Source organism: Sphaerimonospora cavernae (assembly GCF_042435035.1).
In the GTDB taxonomy this organism is placed as follows: Bacteria; Actinomycetota; Actinomycetes; order Streptosporangiales; family Streptosporangiaceae; genus Sphaerimonospora; species Sphaerimonospora cavernae.
In genome coordinates this window covers 263,356-278,976 of the sequence record NZ_JBHMQT010000006.1, presented here as the reverse complement: position 1 = coordinate 278,976, position 15,621 = coordinate 263,356, and the positions used below count along the sequence as shown (strand labels likewise).

Below are 15,621 nucleotides of genomic sequence, written 5' to 3'. Positions count from 1 at the left end.
GGAGTCAGACAGGCGGTACGACTCAGGCGGTCGGCGCGGAGAGCATCTCGGCGAGGACGGCGGCGTTGCTACGCGCGACGTCCTTTGTCGCGGTCAGCAGCGTCACCGGTCCCTGTTCCCGCAGTGAACGAAGCCGATCGAGGGCCGCCTGCCGGGCGGGGTCGGTCGGCTCGTCGGCCAACTCGGCGAGGTAACGGTGCCGGAACTCGCCGAACCTCTCCGGCACGTGGCCGTACCAGGCGCGCAGCTCCGACGACGGCGCGACATCCTTGAGCCACTCGTCCAGGTGCGCCGCCTCCTTGCGCAGGCCGCGTGGCCAGATGCGGTCCACCAGCACGCGCGCCCCGTCCTCCGGCATCGGATCGTCATACACCCGGCGTACGGCGACGGACGATGACATGCGCCTCATCCCCCAGATTCAGGTAGGGCCTGCGTCCACATCATCATGCCCCGCGTCTCGGCTGTTCCCCGTCATTCCGAGAATTCCCTGAAGCTTCTCGTGGTTCCGGAGGTCGTGTGCCGTGGCCAGCAGGACGCCGATGGCGGTCGCCGCGATGACCGCGATGGCCACCTGACGCTTGGAGAGGCGACCGCTCCGCCGGGTGCCGGCGGCGAGTCTCAGACCGACGATCGAGGTTCTGAGCAGGACCCCCATGACCATGCTGAGCAGGACGGGCACCAGCTTGTCGGGCAGCGGGCTGAAGGTGGCGGACAGGACACCCACAGCCGGGCTGACGCACGCCACGACCAGCCACGGCGTGAGGCGCTGCCGGGCGATGTCCAGCAGCGCGGCCAGCGCCAGCCCCTCACTCGCCGAATGGACCGCCAGCGCGATGACGACCACCGTGGACGCGGTCAGTGCCAGGGTCGCCCCCTCGATCCCGCGGTGCAAGGTGAGTGCCGCCGCCGTTCCCAGGCCGCCGAACAGCGCGGCGTCGACCGCCGCCCCGACCCGGCGGTGCCGACCGGGAGCGTGCAGCCCGGCGGACCTGGCCGCCACCTGGTCATCAGCGTGGCTGTGCGCATCGCCGTGTGCGCCATGTGCATGGCCGTGCGGATGGCCGTGCGGATGGCCGCACCCCTTGCGGGTGAAGTAGGTGATGACGAGGAACCCGAACGCGGCGGCGAGTCCGAGCCACCACAGCGGGGTGCCGGCGCGTCGCGCCGCGAACCATGCGCCGGGGAGCAGGTCGACCAGGGCCGTGACCAGCATCACCGCCGACGCCATCGCCAGCCATACGGCGACGCGCCGCGAGTTGCGTCTGGCCAGCCACGCCCCCGCCAGGGTGGCGGCACAGACGAGTAGCACGGCCGCCCAGGCCTCCCGGCCGGCGGGGTGTTCTTCCAGCACCGGCCCCATGGCCCGTGCCCAATCCGAAATCGGCATTGGTGAGACCTTCTTCATCGCTGTCCGACACGACCGGGGGTCAGCCCTCCGGAAGCGCGGCGTCCGGTGATCCCGCGAACTGCATGGCCCCGGTTTCGCAGCCATCCGGGTCCTGGAGACCGTCGAGCAGGTTGTGCAGCCGGTTGAGTTGGCCGTCCAGGCTCTCCTTCAACTGGTTGCCGAACCCGGCGACGAAAGCGTGCAGGCCCTCGATCCGACGATCCAGGGCCGCGTGACGACTGTCCCGGGTCTCCCGCTCCTGGAGGGCGGCCCGCTCCCGGGCGTCCGCGAGGATCGCCTGCGCCTCCTGATGGGCCATGGTGATCGTCCGGTCGGCCGCCTCCTGGACGATCTCCACGATGCGCACCGCGTTCTCCCCGGAGAGCGGCGGCTCCTGCTGCGCCTGGGCCGCCCTGAGCTCGTCGTTCTCCCGCAGAAGCCGGGTCAACGTGATCTCCACCAGGCCCAGGAACCTGTCCACCTCCGCCAGGTCGTAGCCCTCACGCAGCCGGACGACGGTGAAAACCTGGTTGCGCACCGCCGCCGGACTCAGGAATCCCGCCAGCGTGTAGGGCGGCCGTACGGATGGTTCGCCTTCCGCCACGTCCGCCGTGCCGTACCCCTGACCATGCCCCTGGCCCATCCGCCTCACCGACCTTTCCCCCTGCAGCCGCACCTTCGGACGACTACTACTTCCTGTAGTTGTCCAATTACCTAGCGGATACACTCGTGATCAGCGCGCGACGGATTCTTTGCCTTCCCTTGAGAAAGCAGGGGACTTATACTTCAACGCATGAATAATCGTTCAACTGTTGTACAGATGCCTGCCGACTCGTGCGCGTCGACGGGGATCGACGCCGACCGGGTGGCCGAGATTCGGCGGTCCCTGCCATCGGATGAGACCGTGCAGGACTTGGCGCAGGTCTTCGGGCTGCTGGCCGACCCCGGGCGGCTCCGTCTCATCGCCGCACTTCTGGAGGCCGGCGAGATGTGCGTGTGCGACCTCGCGGAGACGACCGGGCAGAGCATGTCCGCCGCGTCGCACGCGCTGCGCCTGTTGCGCGCCAACCGCGTGGTGAGGGTGCGCCGCGCCGGGCGGATGGCCTACTACCGGCTGGCGGACTCACACGTACGGATGCTCTTCGATCTGGCCATCACCCACGTCGACCACGGTGAAGGCGACCGGGGCGATGACTGACCGGGACAAGCACGCACACGGCCGCGGTCACGGGCACGGCCACGGCCACGCGGTCGGCGCCGGAGCGGACCACCGCTACCTGACCGCCGCCCTCGTCCTGATCGTCGGTTTCATGGCGGTGGAGGTGACGGTCGGCGTCATCGCCCACTCGCTGGCGCTCATCTCCGACGCGGGTCACATGCTCACCGACGCGTTCGCCATCGTGTTCGCGATGATCGCGATCCGGATCGCGGCCAGGCCCCCGCGCGGCGGCTTCACCTACGGCCTCAAGCGAGCAGAGATCATCTCCGCACAGGTCAACGGCATCACCCTGCTCCTGCTCGGCGCCTATTTCTGCTACGCGGGAATCGGTCGGCTGATCGCACCCCCCGATGTCCAGGGCGGATACCTGGTGATCACGGGCATCGCCGGGGTGGCGGTGAACATCGCGGCGATGATGCTGCTCGGCAAGGCAGACCGGCGGAGCCTCAACGTGGAGGGCGCGTTCCAGCACGTCCTGAACGATCTGTATGCCTTCATCGGCACCACGGTGGCGGGTCTCGTCATATGGCTCACCGGCTGGGGACGCGCCGACGCCATCGCCGCCCTGGTCGTGGCCGCCCTGATGCTCAAGGCCGGGTGGGGCCTGGTGCGCGACTCGGGCCGGGTATTCATGGAGGCGGCCCCCGCCGGCATGGATCCCGCCGAGATCGGACGGCGGGTCGCCGCCCTCGACCAGGTGACGGAGGTGCATGATCTGCACGTGTGGGAGGTCACCTCCGGTTACGCGGCGATGTCCGCCCACATCCTGGTCGCGCCGGGGGCCGACTGCCACGCCGTACGGCAGACCGTCGAGCGGCTGGTACGCGAGGAGTACGCGGTCGACCACACCACATTCCAGGTCGACCATGCGGCTCCCGAGGTGTTCTCCATCGGCCGCCCCGAGCCGGGGACCGGCGACACGCGACCGTGAGCCGCCATGATCGTGTCGTCGTCGCCGTACGTCTGCCTCGCTGAGCGACCGCCGGCAGCGCCCTCCACAGCGATCGAGATGAGCCCCGGCGATGGCCGGGAACTCGTCTCGATCCGTTCTTTGCTGTTTCTAACCCGTCAGCCGGTCGTCGCGCACCGGGTGAACGGGCTGAAGGCCCAGCAGCCTGCCCGGTCAGCGGGCGGTGCGGTGGTCTTGGCCGCGGTCTTGGCTGCGGACTCGCCCATGGGCGGGGCGAACGCCCAGTTCGGCGTGGCCGACGGAGAGGGCGACGAGAAGGCCGGCCGGCCGGAGACCCACGCGCTTCGCGGGACGGTACGGCCCCGCCAGGGCGCGAGGGTCCAGCACTCGGCGGCTTCGCCGTACCCGCAGGCATCCGATCCGGAATCGAAGGCGAGCACCGCCAGCACGTCGGGAACCTTGAGCGGTGGGATGGGCTGGACGTTGAGCGCGAAATCGGGCTGCGTCAGGTCCGGCGTGGGGGTCGCCGGAGCGCTCGGTGTGGGACTCGGTATGGCCGGATTCGTAGGAGTAGGAGTAGGAGTAGGAGTAGGAGTCGACGTCGGTGAGACCTCGCCCGACGGGCGCGGCCTCGGTGCCGGCGGTTGCTCCTTCGGTTTCGTGGTCGGCTTCGCAGTCGGCTTCGAGGTCGGCTTCGAGGTCGGCTTGGTTGAGGGCTTGGTTGAGGGCTTCGGAGAAGGCTCGGCGCTGGGGGTGGAACTCGGAGACGGTTCAGCACTCGGAGAAGCCTCGACACTGGGAGAAGGCTCGGCGCTGAGGGTGGGACTCGGAGACGGTTCAGCACTCGGAGAAGCCTCGACACTCGGAGAAGGCTCGGCGCTGGGAGTGGGACTCGGAGACGGTTCAGCACTCGGAGAAGCCTCGACACTCGGAGAAGGCTCGGCACTGGGCGACGCACTGGCGCTCGGCTCCGCGTCGGCCGGGGCCGTGGGGCTCGCTGTGGGCAAGGGTGTTCCGGCGGGTGGCTCGTCAGGCTGGGAGAGGGGTGCGGAGGCGCTCTTCGGCTCGTTCGGGGCCCCGCCTTCCCCCCGATCCGCCGACCGGGACCGCCACCCATGTGATCCCCTACGGTTGGCGGTGCCCGGTTGGGCCAGAGGCTTGGCGTTTCCGGAGTCGACTGTGGTCGCATCCCGCGAGCTCGGCCCGTCGTCACTGGAAGTCGAATCGCCGGGTGCGGACGGTGAGTCCGAGGCGGCCGACTGGTCGCCGTCGGCGTCCGTGGTCTTTTCGGCGTCATCGGAGGATGTGGGCTGGTCGCCCGACGATGGTCCCTCCGAAGTCCCGGAGTCGCCGGCGGACATGGTGTCGTTGGCGGTCTCGGTTTCTTCCACAGACACCCGGTCGGCTGTGGACACACGCTCGCTTATGGAGACGGGAGCCTGGGATATCGGGTCCTGCGGAGGAACTACGCCGGGCGTGGTCGGCACCGAGGACTGCGAAGTTCCGAGAGCGGCCGCGCTCCACGGCTGGGCGACAATCGCGCCCGCCGTCGCGGAGACCGCCGCCAGGAGCAGGCCGGAGACCATGGTCGTACGTCTTCTTGGAGACATCCGAGGAGTCATGTCAAGCTCTTCTCAGTTCCGGTAGGGGTGGCCAGGGGTCGGGAGCGGCTGTGGATGTCACTCATGCACAGGTCCTGGGGAAAGGTCAGGGAGTCGGAACAGGGGCCTGCGGGCCGGTGAGGGACTTCCAGCCGGCCGCGGCGAATTCGGGAGTGTCGGGGAGGGCCGCGGCGGGCACCGCGGGAGGCGCGGGGTCGGGAATGTTGACCCAGTCCCCCCTGCCCGTGCCGCGCGCATCAGGAAGCCAGGTCATGAGCAGGTTCATGGCATAGGGGCTGGAGTAGACGGACGCGCCGTCACCCGTGCCCTTGGTGGCGGTAACCAGGACCAGCACGGAGACCTGGACCTGGTCGTCGCTCCGGGCCTGCCACTGGACGCCGCTGGCCTGCGTCCGCAGTGCCGCCCCTTCGGGGAGCTTCCCCTCCGGGGGCAGGTCGAGGGTCTCCCGCCATCCCTGCACGACCGCCCGAGCGCCCTCACGGGCGGCCTTCCGCTGGTCGGGTCGGGCGTACAGGGCTGCCGCCTGTTCGGCCTGGGCACGGTCCAGCGTCCAGGCGCCTTCGAGTGTGGCGGAGGCCGCCGACACCGCGCCGATCTCGGTATGAGGGAAACCGATCGGATATCCGGCCGCACCCTCGCGTCCGGACGGCTCCGCCAACGCGATGGCCGGCGCCGTACGGACGGAGACGGGGACCTCCTTCGATTCCGCCCGCCGTGTCTGCAGCACGATGACCGTGGCCGCGAGCACGGTGACGACCCCGACGACCACGAGCAGGACGACACGTGGATTCCATCGCCGCTGCGGGCCCAGGTCCCAGTCGAGGTCCGAATCCCAGTCGAGCATCTGGCCCGGGTCGCGATCCGTTGTCGCCACTAGCTGCTCCGGTCGGGACGCTGACCGAACGCCTGGCCCGCCGCGGCGGCGAGCCTCAGGTACGCGCCACGGGTGGTCGGCCGGAGCCGGGTCAGGTCGACCTCGGCTCCCTCCTTCAGGTGAGGGTCGAACGGCACCCGCACGACCGCCCGGCAGCGGTTCGTGAAATGACGCTCCAGCAGGTCCACGTCGACGTGTGATTTCGGCTCCACCGCGTTCAGCACGACGATCGCGTTCCTGACGAGGCGTCCGTGACCGTGCGCGGTGAGCCAGTCGAGGGTCGCCGCGGCGGAGCTCGCGCCGTCGACCGCGACCATGGTGACCAGCACGATCTGGTCGGCCATCTCCAGCGTCGCACCCATGGCGCCGTGGAGCAGTCCGGTGCCGCAGTCGGTGATGCAGATCGAGTAGTACCGTTCGATCAGCCCGGCGACCGTACGGTAGTCCTCCGCGTCGAACGCCTCGCTGACCGCCGGGTCCGAGTCGGAGGCCAGGACCTCCAGCCGGGCCGGTGACTGCGAGGTGAATGCCCGGGCGTCGGCGTAGCGGACGATGTTCGGCGCCTCGGCGAGCAGAGTGCGGATGGTCGCCGCGGTCTCCGACTTGACCTTGAGCCCCAGCGTCCCGCGGTCCGGGTTCGCGTCGATCGCGATCACCCGGTCGCCGCGTAACGACGCCAGGGTGTTGCCCAGGGCGGCGGTCGTCGTGGTCTTGCCGACGCCGCCCTTCAGGCTCATGACCGCGATCCGGTGATGGCCGCTCGCGACGGGCGACTGCGCGTGGGCGATGAGCGTCCGCCGTTCCTGCTCCGCCGCGGACTCCGCTGGCATGATCTTGCCTCCGGAGAGCCGGTAAACGAGCCGCCGCCACCCGCCCGCGGGCTCGGCTCGGCGGTTCGTGAGCAGATGTTCCGCCGTGAGCGGCACCGTCTCCGGAAAGTGCTCGGCCGCTGGAGCCGACGCGGGTATGTGGGTCTCGGGCATGGCCGGGAGGTCCTTTCACAGCGGAAAGATGAGAGGGAGGGCTGTCAGCAGGTGCGCCAGCGCACTGTCACGGTCGCGCTCTTCGAGCCGGTCGGACCGTGCAGGACCAACGGAGCCTTGGCGGGCGGCGGTGGGCCGCACCAGTAACGCACCCGCTGCGCACGCACGCTCAGGACGTCGCTCCGTCCAGGTCGGAGGGTGCCGCTGGACGGCTCGACGACCAGATCATTCGCTGTTATGCGCCATTTGAGGGGCTTTTGGGAGGTGGTCGAGAGCGTGATGCCGCCTCGGCCGAAATCATCGAGCTCGACCGCGGACTGGATCCGCAGGCCGCCCACGGCCAGAGTGACAGTCCTCGAGGCTCCGTCCCCTGCCTCCAGAACGCCGGGCTCCGACCCCCCCGGCTCAGAGACACCGGGATCAGAGACACCGGGATCAGCCGTACCGACATCCGAAGTGGCCGCCGGCGTCGTTGCCCCGGTGCCTGTGGAGGCGGTGCCTGTGGAGGCGGTGCCCGCAGAGGCAGAGCCCGCCAGGACAGAGTTCTCGGAGGCAGTGTCACCCGCGACCGTGGCCCCGGCGACCGTGGCCCCGGCCGCGGAGGGGCGTAAGGACCCGGCAGCCTCGCCCGGCTGGTCGGCCGGGGCCAGGAGGTTGATCCCGGCCACTGTGCCCGCCGCGCCCGCGACTACGATGATCACAACGCGGATGGCGGTCGCGCGGAGCAACGCCCACATCCGCGAGATCATCTCGAGGATCCTGGCGGAGGCTCCATCCTCCAGCTCGAGATCACGGTCGAGATCAGGGTCGTGCGCCCGGCCGCGGGGCAGCGCGTGCCGTGCCGTACGGGCGGCCCGCCCGAGGTCCGCGGAATTTCTCCTCGAAGCGGGGGCGGCGTTCGGGACGGCGAAGCTGTTCAGTGCCGGGGCACCTTGCGGAATGCGTGCGTCGCTCGGGTCGGCCGTACCACCCGGCTCGGGCTTGGGGCGGGGCTTCTCCGCGGGGCCGGCCGGGATCGTACGGGCTCTGATCTGGGAGAGCAGCGCGTCGTACAGCGGCGTCTCCGCTCCCCCGCCCACCACCGGCCCGCCCACCACCGGCCCACCCACCACCGGCCCACCACCCGCAGCCGACCCGCGCGCGTACGGTACGACCGGCCCGGTCGGCGCGGACGGCACCACCGGCGGAGGCGATAAGGGCGGCAGAGGCGAGCGCCGCGGCGGTGCGGACGGGGCAGGGTCCACGGCGACGGGCGCGGCGAGTGGCATGCCGAACGACGCGGGGGGCCGATGAACCTGCTGAGCCTGCTCAACCGCTGAAACGCCACCGGGCGGTTGAGCGGTGTCGGACAGCGGAAGGACGGCGGCCGATGTGATGAGGTCGGTGAGGCGCTGCCTGACTTCGGGAGACAGTGCCGTGATCGGCGGGTGGGAGAGGATCTGCGGCACGGTGTATCGGATGTTGATCGGCCGCTTGCACACCAGGCACGTGACGATGTGCCGCAGCAGGGCGGTACGGGCACCGGCCTCTTCGGCGGCCGACTGAGCCGGCTGGACCGGCTGGACCGGCTCTGCCGGGAAGACCGCGCTGACGAGCGGACCGAGATCCGGGCAGATGGGACGACCACGCGCGAGACCGTCCAGCCCGCTCACCAGGATCTCGATGATGTCCTGGGTCCTGGCGACGAGCCTGCCGACCTCGCGGATCGACAGCGCCAGCACGTAGGAGAGATCGCGGGGGGCCAACTCGTGGCGGTACAGCAGGCGCAGCGTCTCCGCACCGAGCGGGTCCACCAGGGACCATGCCCGCCTGACCGCCTCGTCGTCGGGCGTGCCCGGTCCGGGGCCCGGCCGGTATGTCACCCGGCTGCCGGGATAGTTGGCGCACTCACTGCGTACGGCGGCCAGAAGCCGGGCGCGATCTGCGATATTCCCGGACTCGTTGTGCCGGGCGCATGCCGTCAGGGCGGCGGCGACCGCCGACATCGACCGGTCCGGATCGAGGTGATGAGAGGCGTAGTCGACGAGGTGGGCGCCATGGTCGTCCACCCACGCCATCCCCTGGCCGAGATCGAGCGCGAGGTCCCCGGGTCCGGTCGGCGGGTTCATGGGCGTCCGGGCTTGGCGACCACTGCGTGGGCGTCATGTTCGGCCTGAGCATCACTGCGACTTTGGGGGCGCACGCGCCTTACTGGAAAAGCCGCTACATACCGATACATAGATTGAGATCTTAGACTGACACCCTTCTGTTGGGAAGGAAAACAACCAGAGAAATCATCGGTCCATAATAACTCCAAATAGCGACGATATGGTCATCCGAAAACGGCCCAGAAGGCACATCCGTTATATGTCGCAGCTTCTATGGAGATGTCCGACAAGAAGATCGCGTCAAGCAAGCTGGGGCAATAGCAGCAAACAGGACATTCCACACCCAGTGCCGATCGCTGTAAGGATTCCCTTCGTGACGCGATGTGAATTCTTTTCATAACCGCCCGGCCGTCCAGGGCTTCGCCACGACCGTCCGCGGCGAACATCAATGAAGAACTTGCGGAAATCGGCACCTCGGGTGCGGCTCAGGCCCCGGCGGTCCCGTCGATCCCCTCACGGAGAAAGTCCGCGTGCCCGTTGTGGCGGCCGTACCCAGAAGCACATGCACCATCACCATCCGCAGCGACACCTCCTCGCACCGCGGCGACCGCTCACCCCGTTCTCAGCCGAGGCGGGCGGCGTCCGAGCGGTGCCCGGACGCGAGCCCGCCGGGCGTACTCCTTCACAGCCAGGAAGATGGCAAGGGCTTCCGGGCCGAGCAGCAGGGCCGTGCACAGCAGGGAGTACCAGAACCGGAGGCTGAACGGCTGGTCCGCCCGCACCCGTGAGCAGATCGCCCGCTCCCGCGCCGTCCTCGGCCGGCTCTGCCGACTCGCTCATCGCATGCGATGCCGAGCTGGGCGACGGGGCTTCAACCACGTCATCAGCCAAGTCATCAGCCGGGTGACCAGCGAGGTGGCCGGAGCGAGCAGAGCCGCCATCACCAGGGAGGCGACGGCCACGCCGAGCAGGAACCCCGCCGCGACGTCGTGCGGGTAGTGGACTCCGACGAAGACCCGGGACGCGGCCGCGAGCACGGCCAGCGCCGGGGCGATGACGATCATCCGCCGCCAGGCGATGACCAGTGCCGTCGCCGCGGCGGCGGCGAACGTCGCGTGGTTGCTCGGCAGCGACCAGTCCCCCGCTTCCGGACAGGTCGCGATGATGAGGGTTTCACCGGGACGCCAGCACGGCCGGGGCATCCTCAGCATGCTCTTGATCAGCTCGCTGCACAGATATGCCGCCACCGTCGCGATGGGCCCGAGCAACGCCAGGGCGAGCATCCGATGATCGCCCCGCCGGCTCTCAGTCCACCGGCCCTCGGCCGACCCGCTCTCATCCCGCCAGACTCGCCAGGCCCGCCACACCGCCACGGCGAATAAGGCCGCCAGGAATGCCGGGATCATGTCGGTTCCGACCTCGGCCCAATCCCGGACCCACGATGGGGTGCCCTGGGCGAAGCCGATGACGTCCCGATACCACCCCATGCTGACATCCGAGACGACATCGATCTCGTTGTGCACGTTTCCTCCGCCTCCGCATTTCCCCATGGGTCTTACAGACCATAGGGGTGCGGAGGCGCACCGGGTGCCCCAAAAGGTCGCCGGCACCCTTCCCTCTCGTCAACGCACCCGGCGGATGTGGGTAAGGCGCGGCTCAGGTGAAGTCGAGCTCGCCCGTACGAGTGCGCTTCAGCTCGAAGAAGTACGGATAACTCGCCAGGGCGAGAGCGCCATCAAAGATCTTTACCGCCTCCTCGCCACGCGGGATGCGGGTCAGCACCGGCCCGAAGAACGCGACCTCGTCGATGTGGATCGTCGGCGTGCCGACGTCCATACCGACCGGGTCCATACCCTCGTGATGGCTCCGGCGCAGCGCCTCGTCGTAGTCGGTCACGTCCGCCGCGTCGGCGAGTTCGGCGGGCAGGCCGAGTTCCGCCAGCGCCTCCTTGATCACCACGACGTAGTCCTTGTTGTCCTGATTGTGGATCCGAGTGCCGAGGGCCGTGTAGAGGTCACGCAGCACCTCCTCACCGCTGTGCTGGGCGGCCGCGATGCACACGCGTACCGGCCCCCACCCCCGGTCGAGCAGATCGCGGTACTGCTCGGAGAGATCCTCTCTGCCCTGGTTGAGCACCGACAGGCTCATCACCCGGAAGCGCAGATCGATGTCGCGTTGCTTCTCCACCTCCAGGATCCACCGGGAGCTGATCCACGCGAAGGGGCAGACCGGGTCGAAATAGAAGTCGACCTTGGTACGCCGCGAGCTTTCCGTCATCAAGTGCCCTCCTGATCCGAACGGCTCTGGGTTCGTTTCAGGGAACCCGCGGCGATCTCCGCTGATTCCCGTCGATCTTTCCCGTCTGGTTTCGCCATGTCGTGACGGCCATGCCGTACAACGCGACGCCCAAGAGCAGCCGGCCCGCCGACCAGCGGATGCCCGCTTGATGCTCTTGGGGTCGCGACTTATGGTTGCGGCCATGGAACCATCAGATTTACTGGAGCGAGCCCGCTCCCGGTCGACCGACCCCGCCGACCCCCTGGAAACCCTGTCGGCCGCGATCGCCCTCGGCGCGGAACTGCCCGGCGGCACGGACCGCCTGATCGACCTGGCCGTACGGGAAGCCCGTGATGCGGGGCTTTCCTGGGCGGCCGTCATCGAGCGGTTCCGGCTCATCACGCACCCGGTCAGGCGGCGACGGTTCGCCCCGGCATTCGCCCACCGCCATCTGGTCAACCGGCGGCGCAAGCGTGACGCCGCCTGCTCATTCTGCCGGCGGCCGCCCGGCCCCCGGGTCCACATGGTCCACGGGGAGGGCGGCCGCATCTGCGATCGCTGTGTGACCCTGGCCGGGCAGATCGTCGCCGGTTTCGACAGACGCGGCCGCTGAACGCCCCGCTGAACGCCCGCTCGACTCGGCCGCACCCGCGTCTTCGGCTCAGGTGACGGCCAGCCGTCGGCTGTACCGCTCGTCCCGCCAGAGTTCCTTGCCCAGCACCTCCGCCAGCGTCGTCGCGGCATCGTAGACGTCGACGTGGCGCAGATAGAGCGGCGCGAACCCGAATCGGATGATCTCCGGCTCCCGGTAGTCGCCCACGACACCGCGATCCGCCAGCGCCCGGACCACCGGGTAGCCATCGGCGTGACGGTAGCTGACCTGGCTGCCCCGCCCGGCCGGATCGCGCGGCGTCGCCAGCGCCAGATCCGGACACAGCTCGTCCGTCAACTCGATGAACAGGGACGTCAGCGCCACGCTCTTGGCCCTGACCGCCGCCATGTCCACCCGTTCCCAGATGTCGAGCGAGGCGCCCAGCGCGGCGTAGGACAGTACGGGCGGGCTGCCCACGGCGAACCGCCGTACCCCCGCCGCGGGCCGGTAGCCCGGCTCGAAGGCGAACGGCGCCGCATGCCCGTGCCAGCCGGACACCACGTTGTGCACGGCCTCCTGATGACGGGGGGCCACGTAGATGTAGGCGGGCGCTCCAGGGCCGCCGTTCAGATACTTGTACGTGCAGCCGACCGCGAGGTCGACCTCGCCCATCTCGACGGGCACGACACCGGCGCTGTGACACAGGTCCCAGATCATCAGCGCACCGGCCGCGTGGACCTGGGCGGTCACCGCGGCCATGTCGCGCATCGCGCCCGTACGGTAGTCGACGTGGGAGAGCAGGACCAGCGCCACGTCGTCGCCGAGGGCCTCCTCCAGTGTCCCGCCGTTCGCATCCGGAGCCGAGCCGATGTCCCTGATCTCGTACGGCCCCAGCGCGCGGGCCGCGCCCTCGACCACGTAACGGTCGGTCGGGAAGTTGTCGAGGTCGGAGACGATGACGCGGCGGTCCGGTCGCAGCGGCAGCGCCGCCGTCACAGCCTTGAAGATGTTCACCGAGGTGGAGTCGCCGGCGAGCACATCGCCGGGCCGCGCTCCGATCAGGGGGGCGATCCGGTCACCCGTGGTCTGCGGCAGATCCCACCAGCCCGCGCTGTTCCAACTCGCGCCGAGATGCACGCCCCATTCGGTCTCGACCGTGTGGGCCACCCGCTCGGGGGTCCGCCGTGGCAGCGCGCCGAGCGAGTTCCCCAGGAGGTAGATGACGCCGGGAGGCAGCGAGAACTCCTCCCTGAAGTCCTTCAGCGGGTCCTCGGCGTCGAGGGCCTGGCATTCATCGCGGGTGATGGCCACCGGTGAGCTCCTTCGGTTTCTACGGTTATTGTCCATAAATAACGCCTGGTGGGTAGGTTCCGCCACCTGCCTGAGAGCTGTACTGCGGGGTGCGCCAGGGCAGGCGGACACCGTCGCAATACCGGCCGAGGCGGCAGCGCCGTAACGGACGGCTATAACCCCCACAGATCACCACACGAGCACGATGCGCTCAAAATAAGCACGCAATCAACCCCAGACTCTGTGCAACCGTGGACAAGACGGGGCAAGTTCTCTGGAGACGCCAATCCCCGTTGGTGACAGAGGGTGATCAAACGTGACAGAGTCCCCCGTGCCCCCGCCGCCTCCCATGCACCATGATTCCCCGATCTATCGCCGCATCGCGGATCGGCTGCGCGATCAGATCCTTTCCGGCGCGCTGGACGACGGGGATCGGCTACCCGGCGAGAACGCGCTCATGGCCGAATATGGAATAGCACGGGCGACGGCACGCCAGGCGCTCGCCGTACTGATCAATGAAGGCCTTGCCGTACCACGGCGCGGCTCGGGAGTCTATGTCCGGTTGTTCCGCCCGATCCGGCGGCATGGATCACGACGGCTGTCCCGAGAGCAGTGGGGTCGGGGCCGGGCGATCTGGGACTCCGACACCCCCGGCCGGGCGTATGCGGTGGACGAGGTCGATCTCCGGCGGGAACCCGCGAGCACGCCGGTCTCCCGGGCGCTGAGGTGCGACGAGGTGTGGGTACGGCACCGCCGTTATTCGGTCGACGGACGGCCCGTACAGGTCGCGACGTCGTACTTCCCCGCCGACATCGTCGAGGGAAGCGCGATCGCACTGCCCGACCCCGGACCGGGAGGCGTCTACGCCCGCCTCGGTGATCTCGGCTACCCACCCGTGCACTTCACCGAGGAGGTGCGCGCACGGATGCCGCAGCCGAGGGAAACCGAGTCGCTGAACCTCCCGGCGGGCACCCCCGTCATCGTGATCTCCAGGATCGCCTTCGCCTCCGGCGGCATACCGGTCGAATTGAACGAGATGGCGCTCGACTCCGCCTCGTACGTGCTCCAGTACGACATCGACGCGTGATCTCGCATGATCTCGTAGGGGATCACTCTCCGATGTAGTGGAAGCCCGGCTCGGGGTGCATGAGGAAATCATGGTGGGAGATATTCCACGCGTACGCTCCCGCCATGGTGAACTCGACGACGTCGCCGGGCTTCAGATCGACGGGAACCCGCCGGGCCAGAACGTCCTTCGGCGTACAGAGCTGACCGACGATCGTGATCGGTTCGCCGGGTTCCCTGATGATCATCGGCTGGCTGTGTCCTTTGGCGGCGGGAGTGCGAATGTGGTGGGTCCCGCCCGCCACCACCGCGAAAAGCTCGCCGTGAACGCGTTTGACGTCGATCACGCGGGTCACGTAACGCCCACAGTAGACCGTGAGTGATCGTCCCGGCTCGACCCGGAGCACCTCGCCCGGACGGCGCAGCTCGGCGAGGCCCCTGCCGTACGTCTGCCAGTCGAAACGCCCGTCCGGATCCGCGTAGGAGACGGCCATCCCGCCGCCCAGGTTGATCTCTGGACCCTGACTGGTCGCTGTGCTCCGAGTGACGTCGGCGAGGCCGAGTCCGCGGGCGTAGTCGAGTGTGGCGGAGGCCAGCTCCAGCATCCGGTGCGCGTCGAGGCCGCTGGCCAGATGTGCGTGAACTCCGCGCAGCCGGATCGAGTCCTGCTCCGCGAGCAGCTCCAGGCAGCGCGCGATGCTCCGGGGATCCATCCCGAACGGGGTCGCGCCTCCCCCCATCGCCAGCGACGCCCCTTCGACGGAGACGTCGAGGTTGACCCGCAGCAGCACGTCCGCGGCGCGTCCGGACGCGATCAGACGGCGAAGCTCGCCGGGGCTCTCCACGTGAAGCCGGGTGACCGGGCTGAGCAGTTCCTCATCCGTCTTCCCGGGACCGCCGAACGCGACCGGCATGTCGGGGTGCACCGCACGCACGTGGGCCAGCTCCCCGCCCGAAGAGACCTCGAAGCCGTCCACATGGCGGGCGAGCACCTTCAACAGTCGGGGGTCGGGGTTCGCCTTGACCGCGTAATAGAGCTCGATGTCACCGAGGGCGTCCTTCACGGCCTTCACATGGGCGTCCAGATCCGCCAGGTCGTACACGAAAGCGGGTAGTCGCCCGATCGTCCCCATCTCGAACGCCTGCCGCTCTCCCCGCTGCCGACCCCATCCGGATCATTCCGCGGTGACGCTATCACTCTCGCTCGCTCTTGCGCATCAGAACATCACGCCTGGTCGTGGCTGTGCTGCCGCACGGTGCGGTGGGGCCGATAGGTTGACCTGACCATCTCGGTCGTTGATTTCTCTAGAGATGT

16 protein-coding genes are annotated in these 15,621 nt (G+C 69.0%); 5 read left to right on the top strand and 11 right to left on the bottom strand.

Annotated elements, in window-relative coordinates; translation table 11 throughout:
- Positions 1–22 precede the first annotated feature (22 nt).
- From ACFHYQ_RS05850 to ACFHYQ_RS05840, 3 genes are read right to left on the bottom strand one after another with little or no spacing between them, the layout of a single operon-like run.
- Positions 23–400 carry a DUF488 domain-containing protein gene (locus ACFHYQ_RS05850; protein ID WP_204018777.1) on the bottom strand — a complete coding sequence of 126 codons (378 nt, stop codon included), beginning with the start codon at positions 398–400 and terminating at the stop codon, positions 23–25.
- A gap of 18 nt (positions 401–418) precedes the next feature.
- Positions 419–1,387, bottom strand: a complete 969-nt coding sequence (locus ACFHYQ_RS05845; protein WP_394300037.1) for a ZIP family metal transporter — start codon at positions 1,385–1,387, stop codon at positions 419–421.
- Between the two features lie 40 nt (positions 1,388–1,427).
- Positions 1,428–2,030: a DivIVA domain-containing protein gene (locus ACFHYQ_RS05840; protein ID WP_394300126.1), complete on the bottom strand. Its 603-nt coding sequence runs from the start codon at positions 2,028–2,030 to the stop codon at positions 1,428–1,430.
- A 177-nt stretch (positions 2,031–2,207) separates the two neighbouring features.
- Here ACFHYQ_RS05840 and ACFHYQ_RS05835 point away from each other — a divergent pair, with 177 nt between their 5' ends.
- Together ACFHYQ_RS05835 and ACFHYQ_RS05830 are read left to right on the top strand one after the other, a co-directional pair.
- Positions 2,208–2,585, top strand: a complete 378-nt coding sequence (locus ACFHYQ_RS05835) for an ArsR/SmtB family transcription factor (protein WP_394300036.1) — start codon at positions 2,208–2,210, stop codon at positions 2,583–2,585.
- Positions 2,578–3,537 (top strand): cation diffusion facilitator family transporter, encoded by a 960-nt coding sequence (locus tag ACFHYQ_RS05830; RefSeq protein ID WP_394300035.1) that lies wholly within the window; start codon positions 2,578–2,580, stop codon positions 3,535–3,537. The genes ACFHYQ_RS05835 and ACFHYQ_RS05830 overlap by 8 nt, the downstream gene beginning before the upstream one ends.
- A gap of 137 nt (positions 3,538–3,674) precedes the next feature.
- Here ACFHYQ_RS05830 and ACFHYQ_RS05825 read toward each other — a convergent pair whose 3' ends face one another.
- On the bottom strand, positions 3,675–3,965 hold the full coding sequence (locus tag ACFHYQ_RS05825) for a hypothetical protein (RefSeq protein WP_394300034.1): 291 nt from the start codon (positions 3,963–3,965) through the stop codon (positions 3,675–3,677).
- Positions 3,966–4,176: 211 nt separating this feature from the next.
- Between ACFHYQ_RS05825 and ACFHYQ_RS05820 the strand changes: the two genes are divergently transcribed.
- Complete coding sequence (locus tag ACFHYQ_RS05820) at positions 4,177–5,163, top strand: hypothetical protein (RefSeq protein WP_394300033.1); 987 nt, start codon at positions 4,177–4,179, stop codon at positions 5,161–5,163.
- Between the two features lie 60 nt (positions 5,164–5,223).
- Here the strand turns inward: ACFHYQ_RS05820 and ACFHYQ_RS05815 are convergent, their stop codons facing one another.
- From ACFHYQ_RS05815 to ACFHYQ_RS05795, 5 genes are all read right to left on the bottom strand, one after another.
- Complete coding sequence (locus ACFHYQ_RS05815; RefSeq protein ID WP_394300032.1) at positions 5,224–6,012, bottom strand: hypothetical protein; 789 nt, start codon at positions 6,010–6,012, stop codon at positions 5,224–5,226.
- On the bottom strand, positions 6,012–6,995 hold the full coding sequence (locus ACFHYQ_RS05810; protein ID WP_394300031.1) for a MinD/ParA family ATP-binding protein: 984 nt from the start codon (positions 6,993–6,995) through the stop codon (positions 6,012–6,014). Before ACFHYQ_RS05810 ends, ACFHYQ_RS05815 begins: the two co-directional genes overlap by 1 nt.
- A 44-nt stretch (positions 6,996–7,039) precedes the next feature.
- Positions 7,040–9,103: a hypothetical protein gene (locus tag ACFHYQ_RS05805; RefSeq protein WP_394300030.1), complete on the bottom strand. Its 2,064-nt coding sequence runs from the start codon at positions 9,101–9,103 to the stop codon at positions 7,040–7,042.
- Positions 9,104–9,918: 815 nt separating this feature from the next.
- Positions 9,919–10,605, bottom strand: a complete 687-nt coding sequence (locus ACFHYQ_RS05800) for a phosphatase PAP2 family protein (RefSeq protein ID WP_394300029.1) — start codon at positions 10,603–10,605, stop codon at positions 9,919–9,921.
- Positions 10,606–10,738: 133 nt separating this feature from the next.
- Complete coding sequence (locus tag ACFHYQ_RS05795) at positions 10,739–11,359, bottom strand: mycothiol-dependent nitroreductase Rv2466c family protein (RefSeq protein ID WP_394300028.1); 621 nt, start codon at positions 11,357–11,359, stop codon at positions 10,739–10,741.
- Between the two features lie 202 nt (positions 11,360–11,561).
- Between ACFHYQ_RS05795 and ACFHYQ_RS05790 the strand changes: the two genes are divergently transcribed.
- Entirely contained in the window at positions 11,562–11,972 is a 411-nt protein-coding gene (locus tag ACFHYQ_RS05790; RefSeq protein ID WP_394300027.1) for a ClpX C4-type zinc finger protein, read from the top strand.
- 48 nt (positions 11,973–12,020) lie between these two features.
- Here ACFHYQ_RS05790 and kynU read toward each other — a convergent pair whose 3' ends face one another.
- Positions 12,021–13,298, bottom strand: coding sequence for a kynureninase (kynU, locus tag ACFHYQ_RS05785; protein ID WP_394300026.1), 1,278 nt, complete (start codon positions 13,296–13,298; stop codon positions 12,021–12,023).
- 259 nt (positions 13,299–13,557) lie between these two features.
- On the opposite strand from kynU, the gene ACFHYQ_RS05780 reads away from it, so the two are divergent.
- Complete coding sequence (locus ACFHYQ_RS05780; protein ID WP_394300025.1) at positions 13,558–14,328, top strand: GntR family transcriptional regulator; 771 nt, start codon at positions 13,558–13,560, stop codon at positions 14,326–14,328.
- A 22-nt stretch (positions 14,329–14,350) separates the two neighbouring features.
- Here the strand turns inward: ACFHYQ_RS05780 and ACFHYQ_RS05775 are convergent, their stop codons facing one another.
- The gene (locus ACFHYQ_RS05775) at positions 14,351–15,439 is read right to left on the bottom strand and encodes an alanine racemase (RefSeq protein ID WP_394300024.1); all 1,089 of its coding nucleotides are present in this window, start codon (positions 15,437–15,439) and stop codon (positions 14,351–14,353) included.
- Between the last annotated feature and the right edge of the window lie 182 nt (positions 15,440–15,621).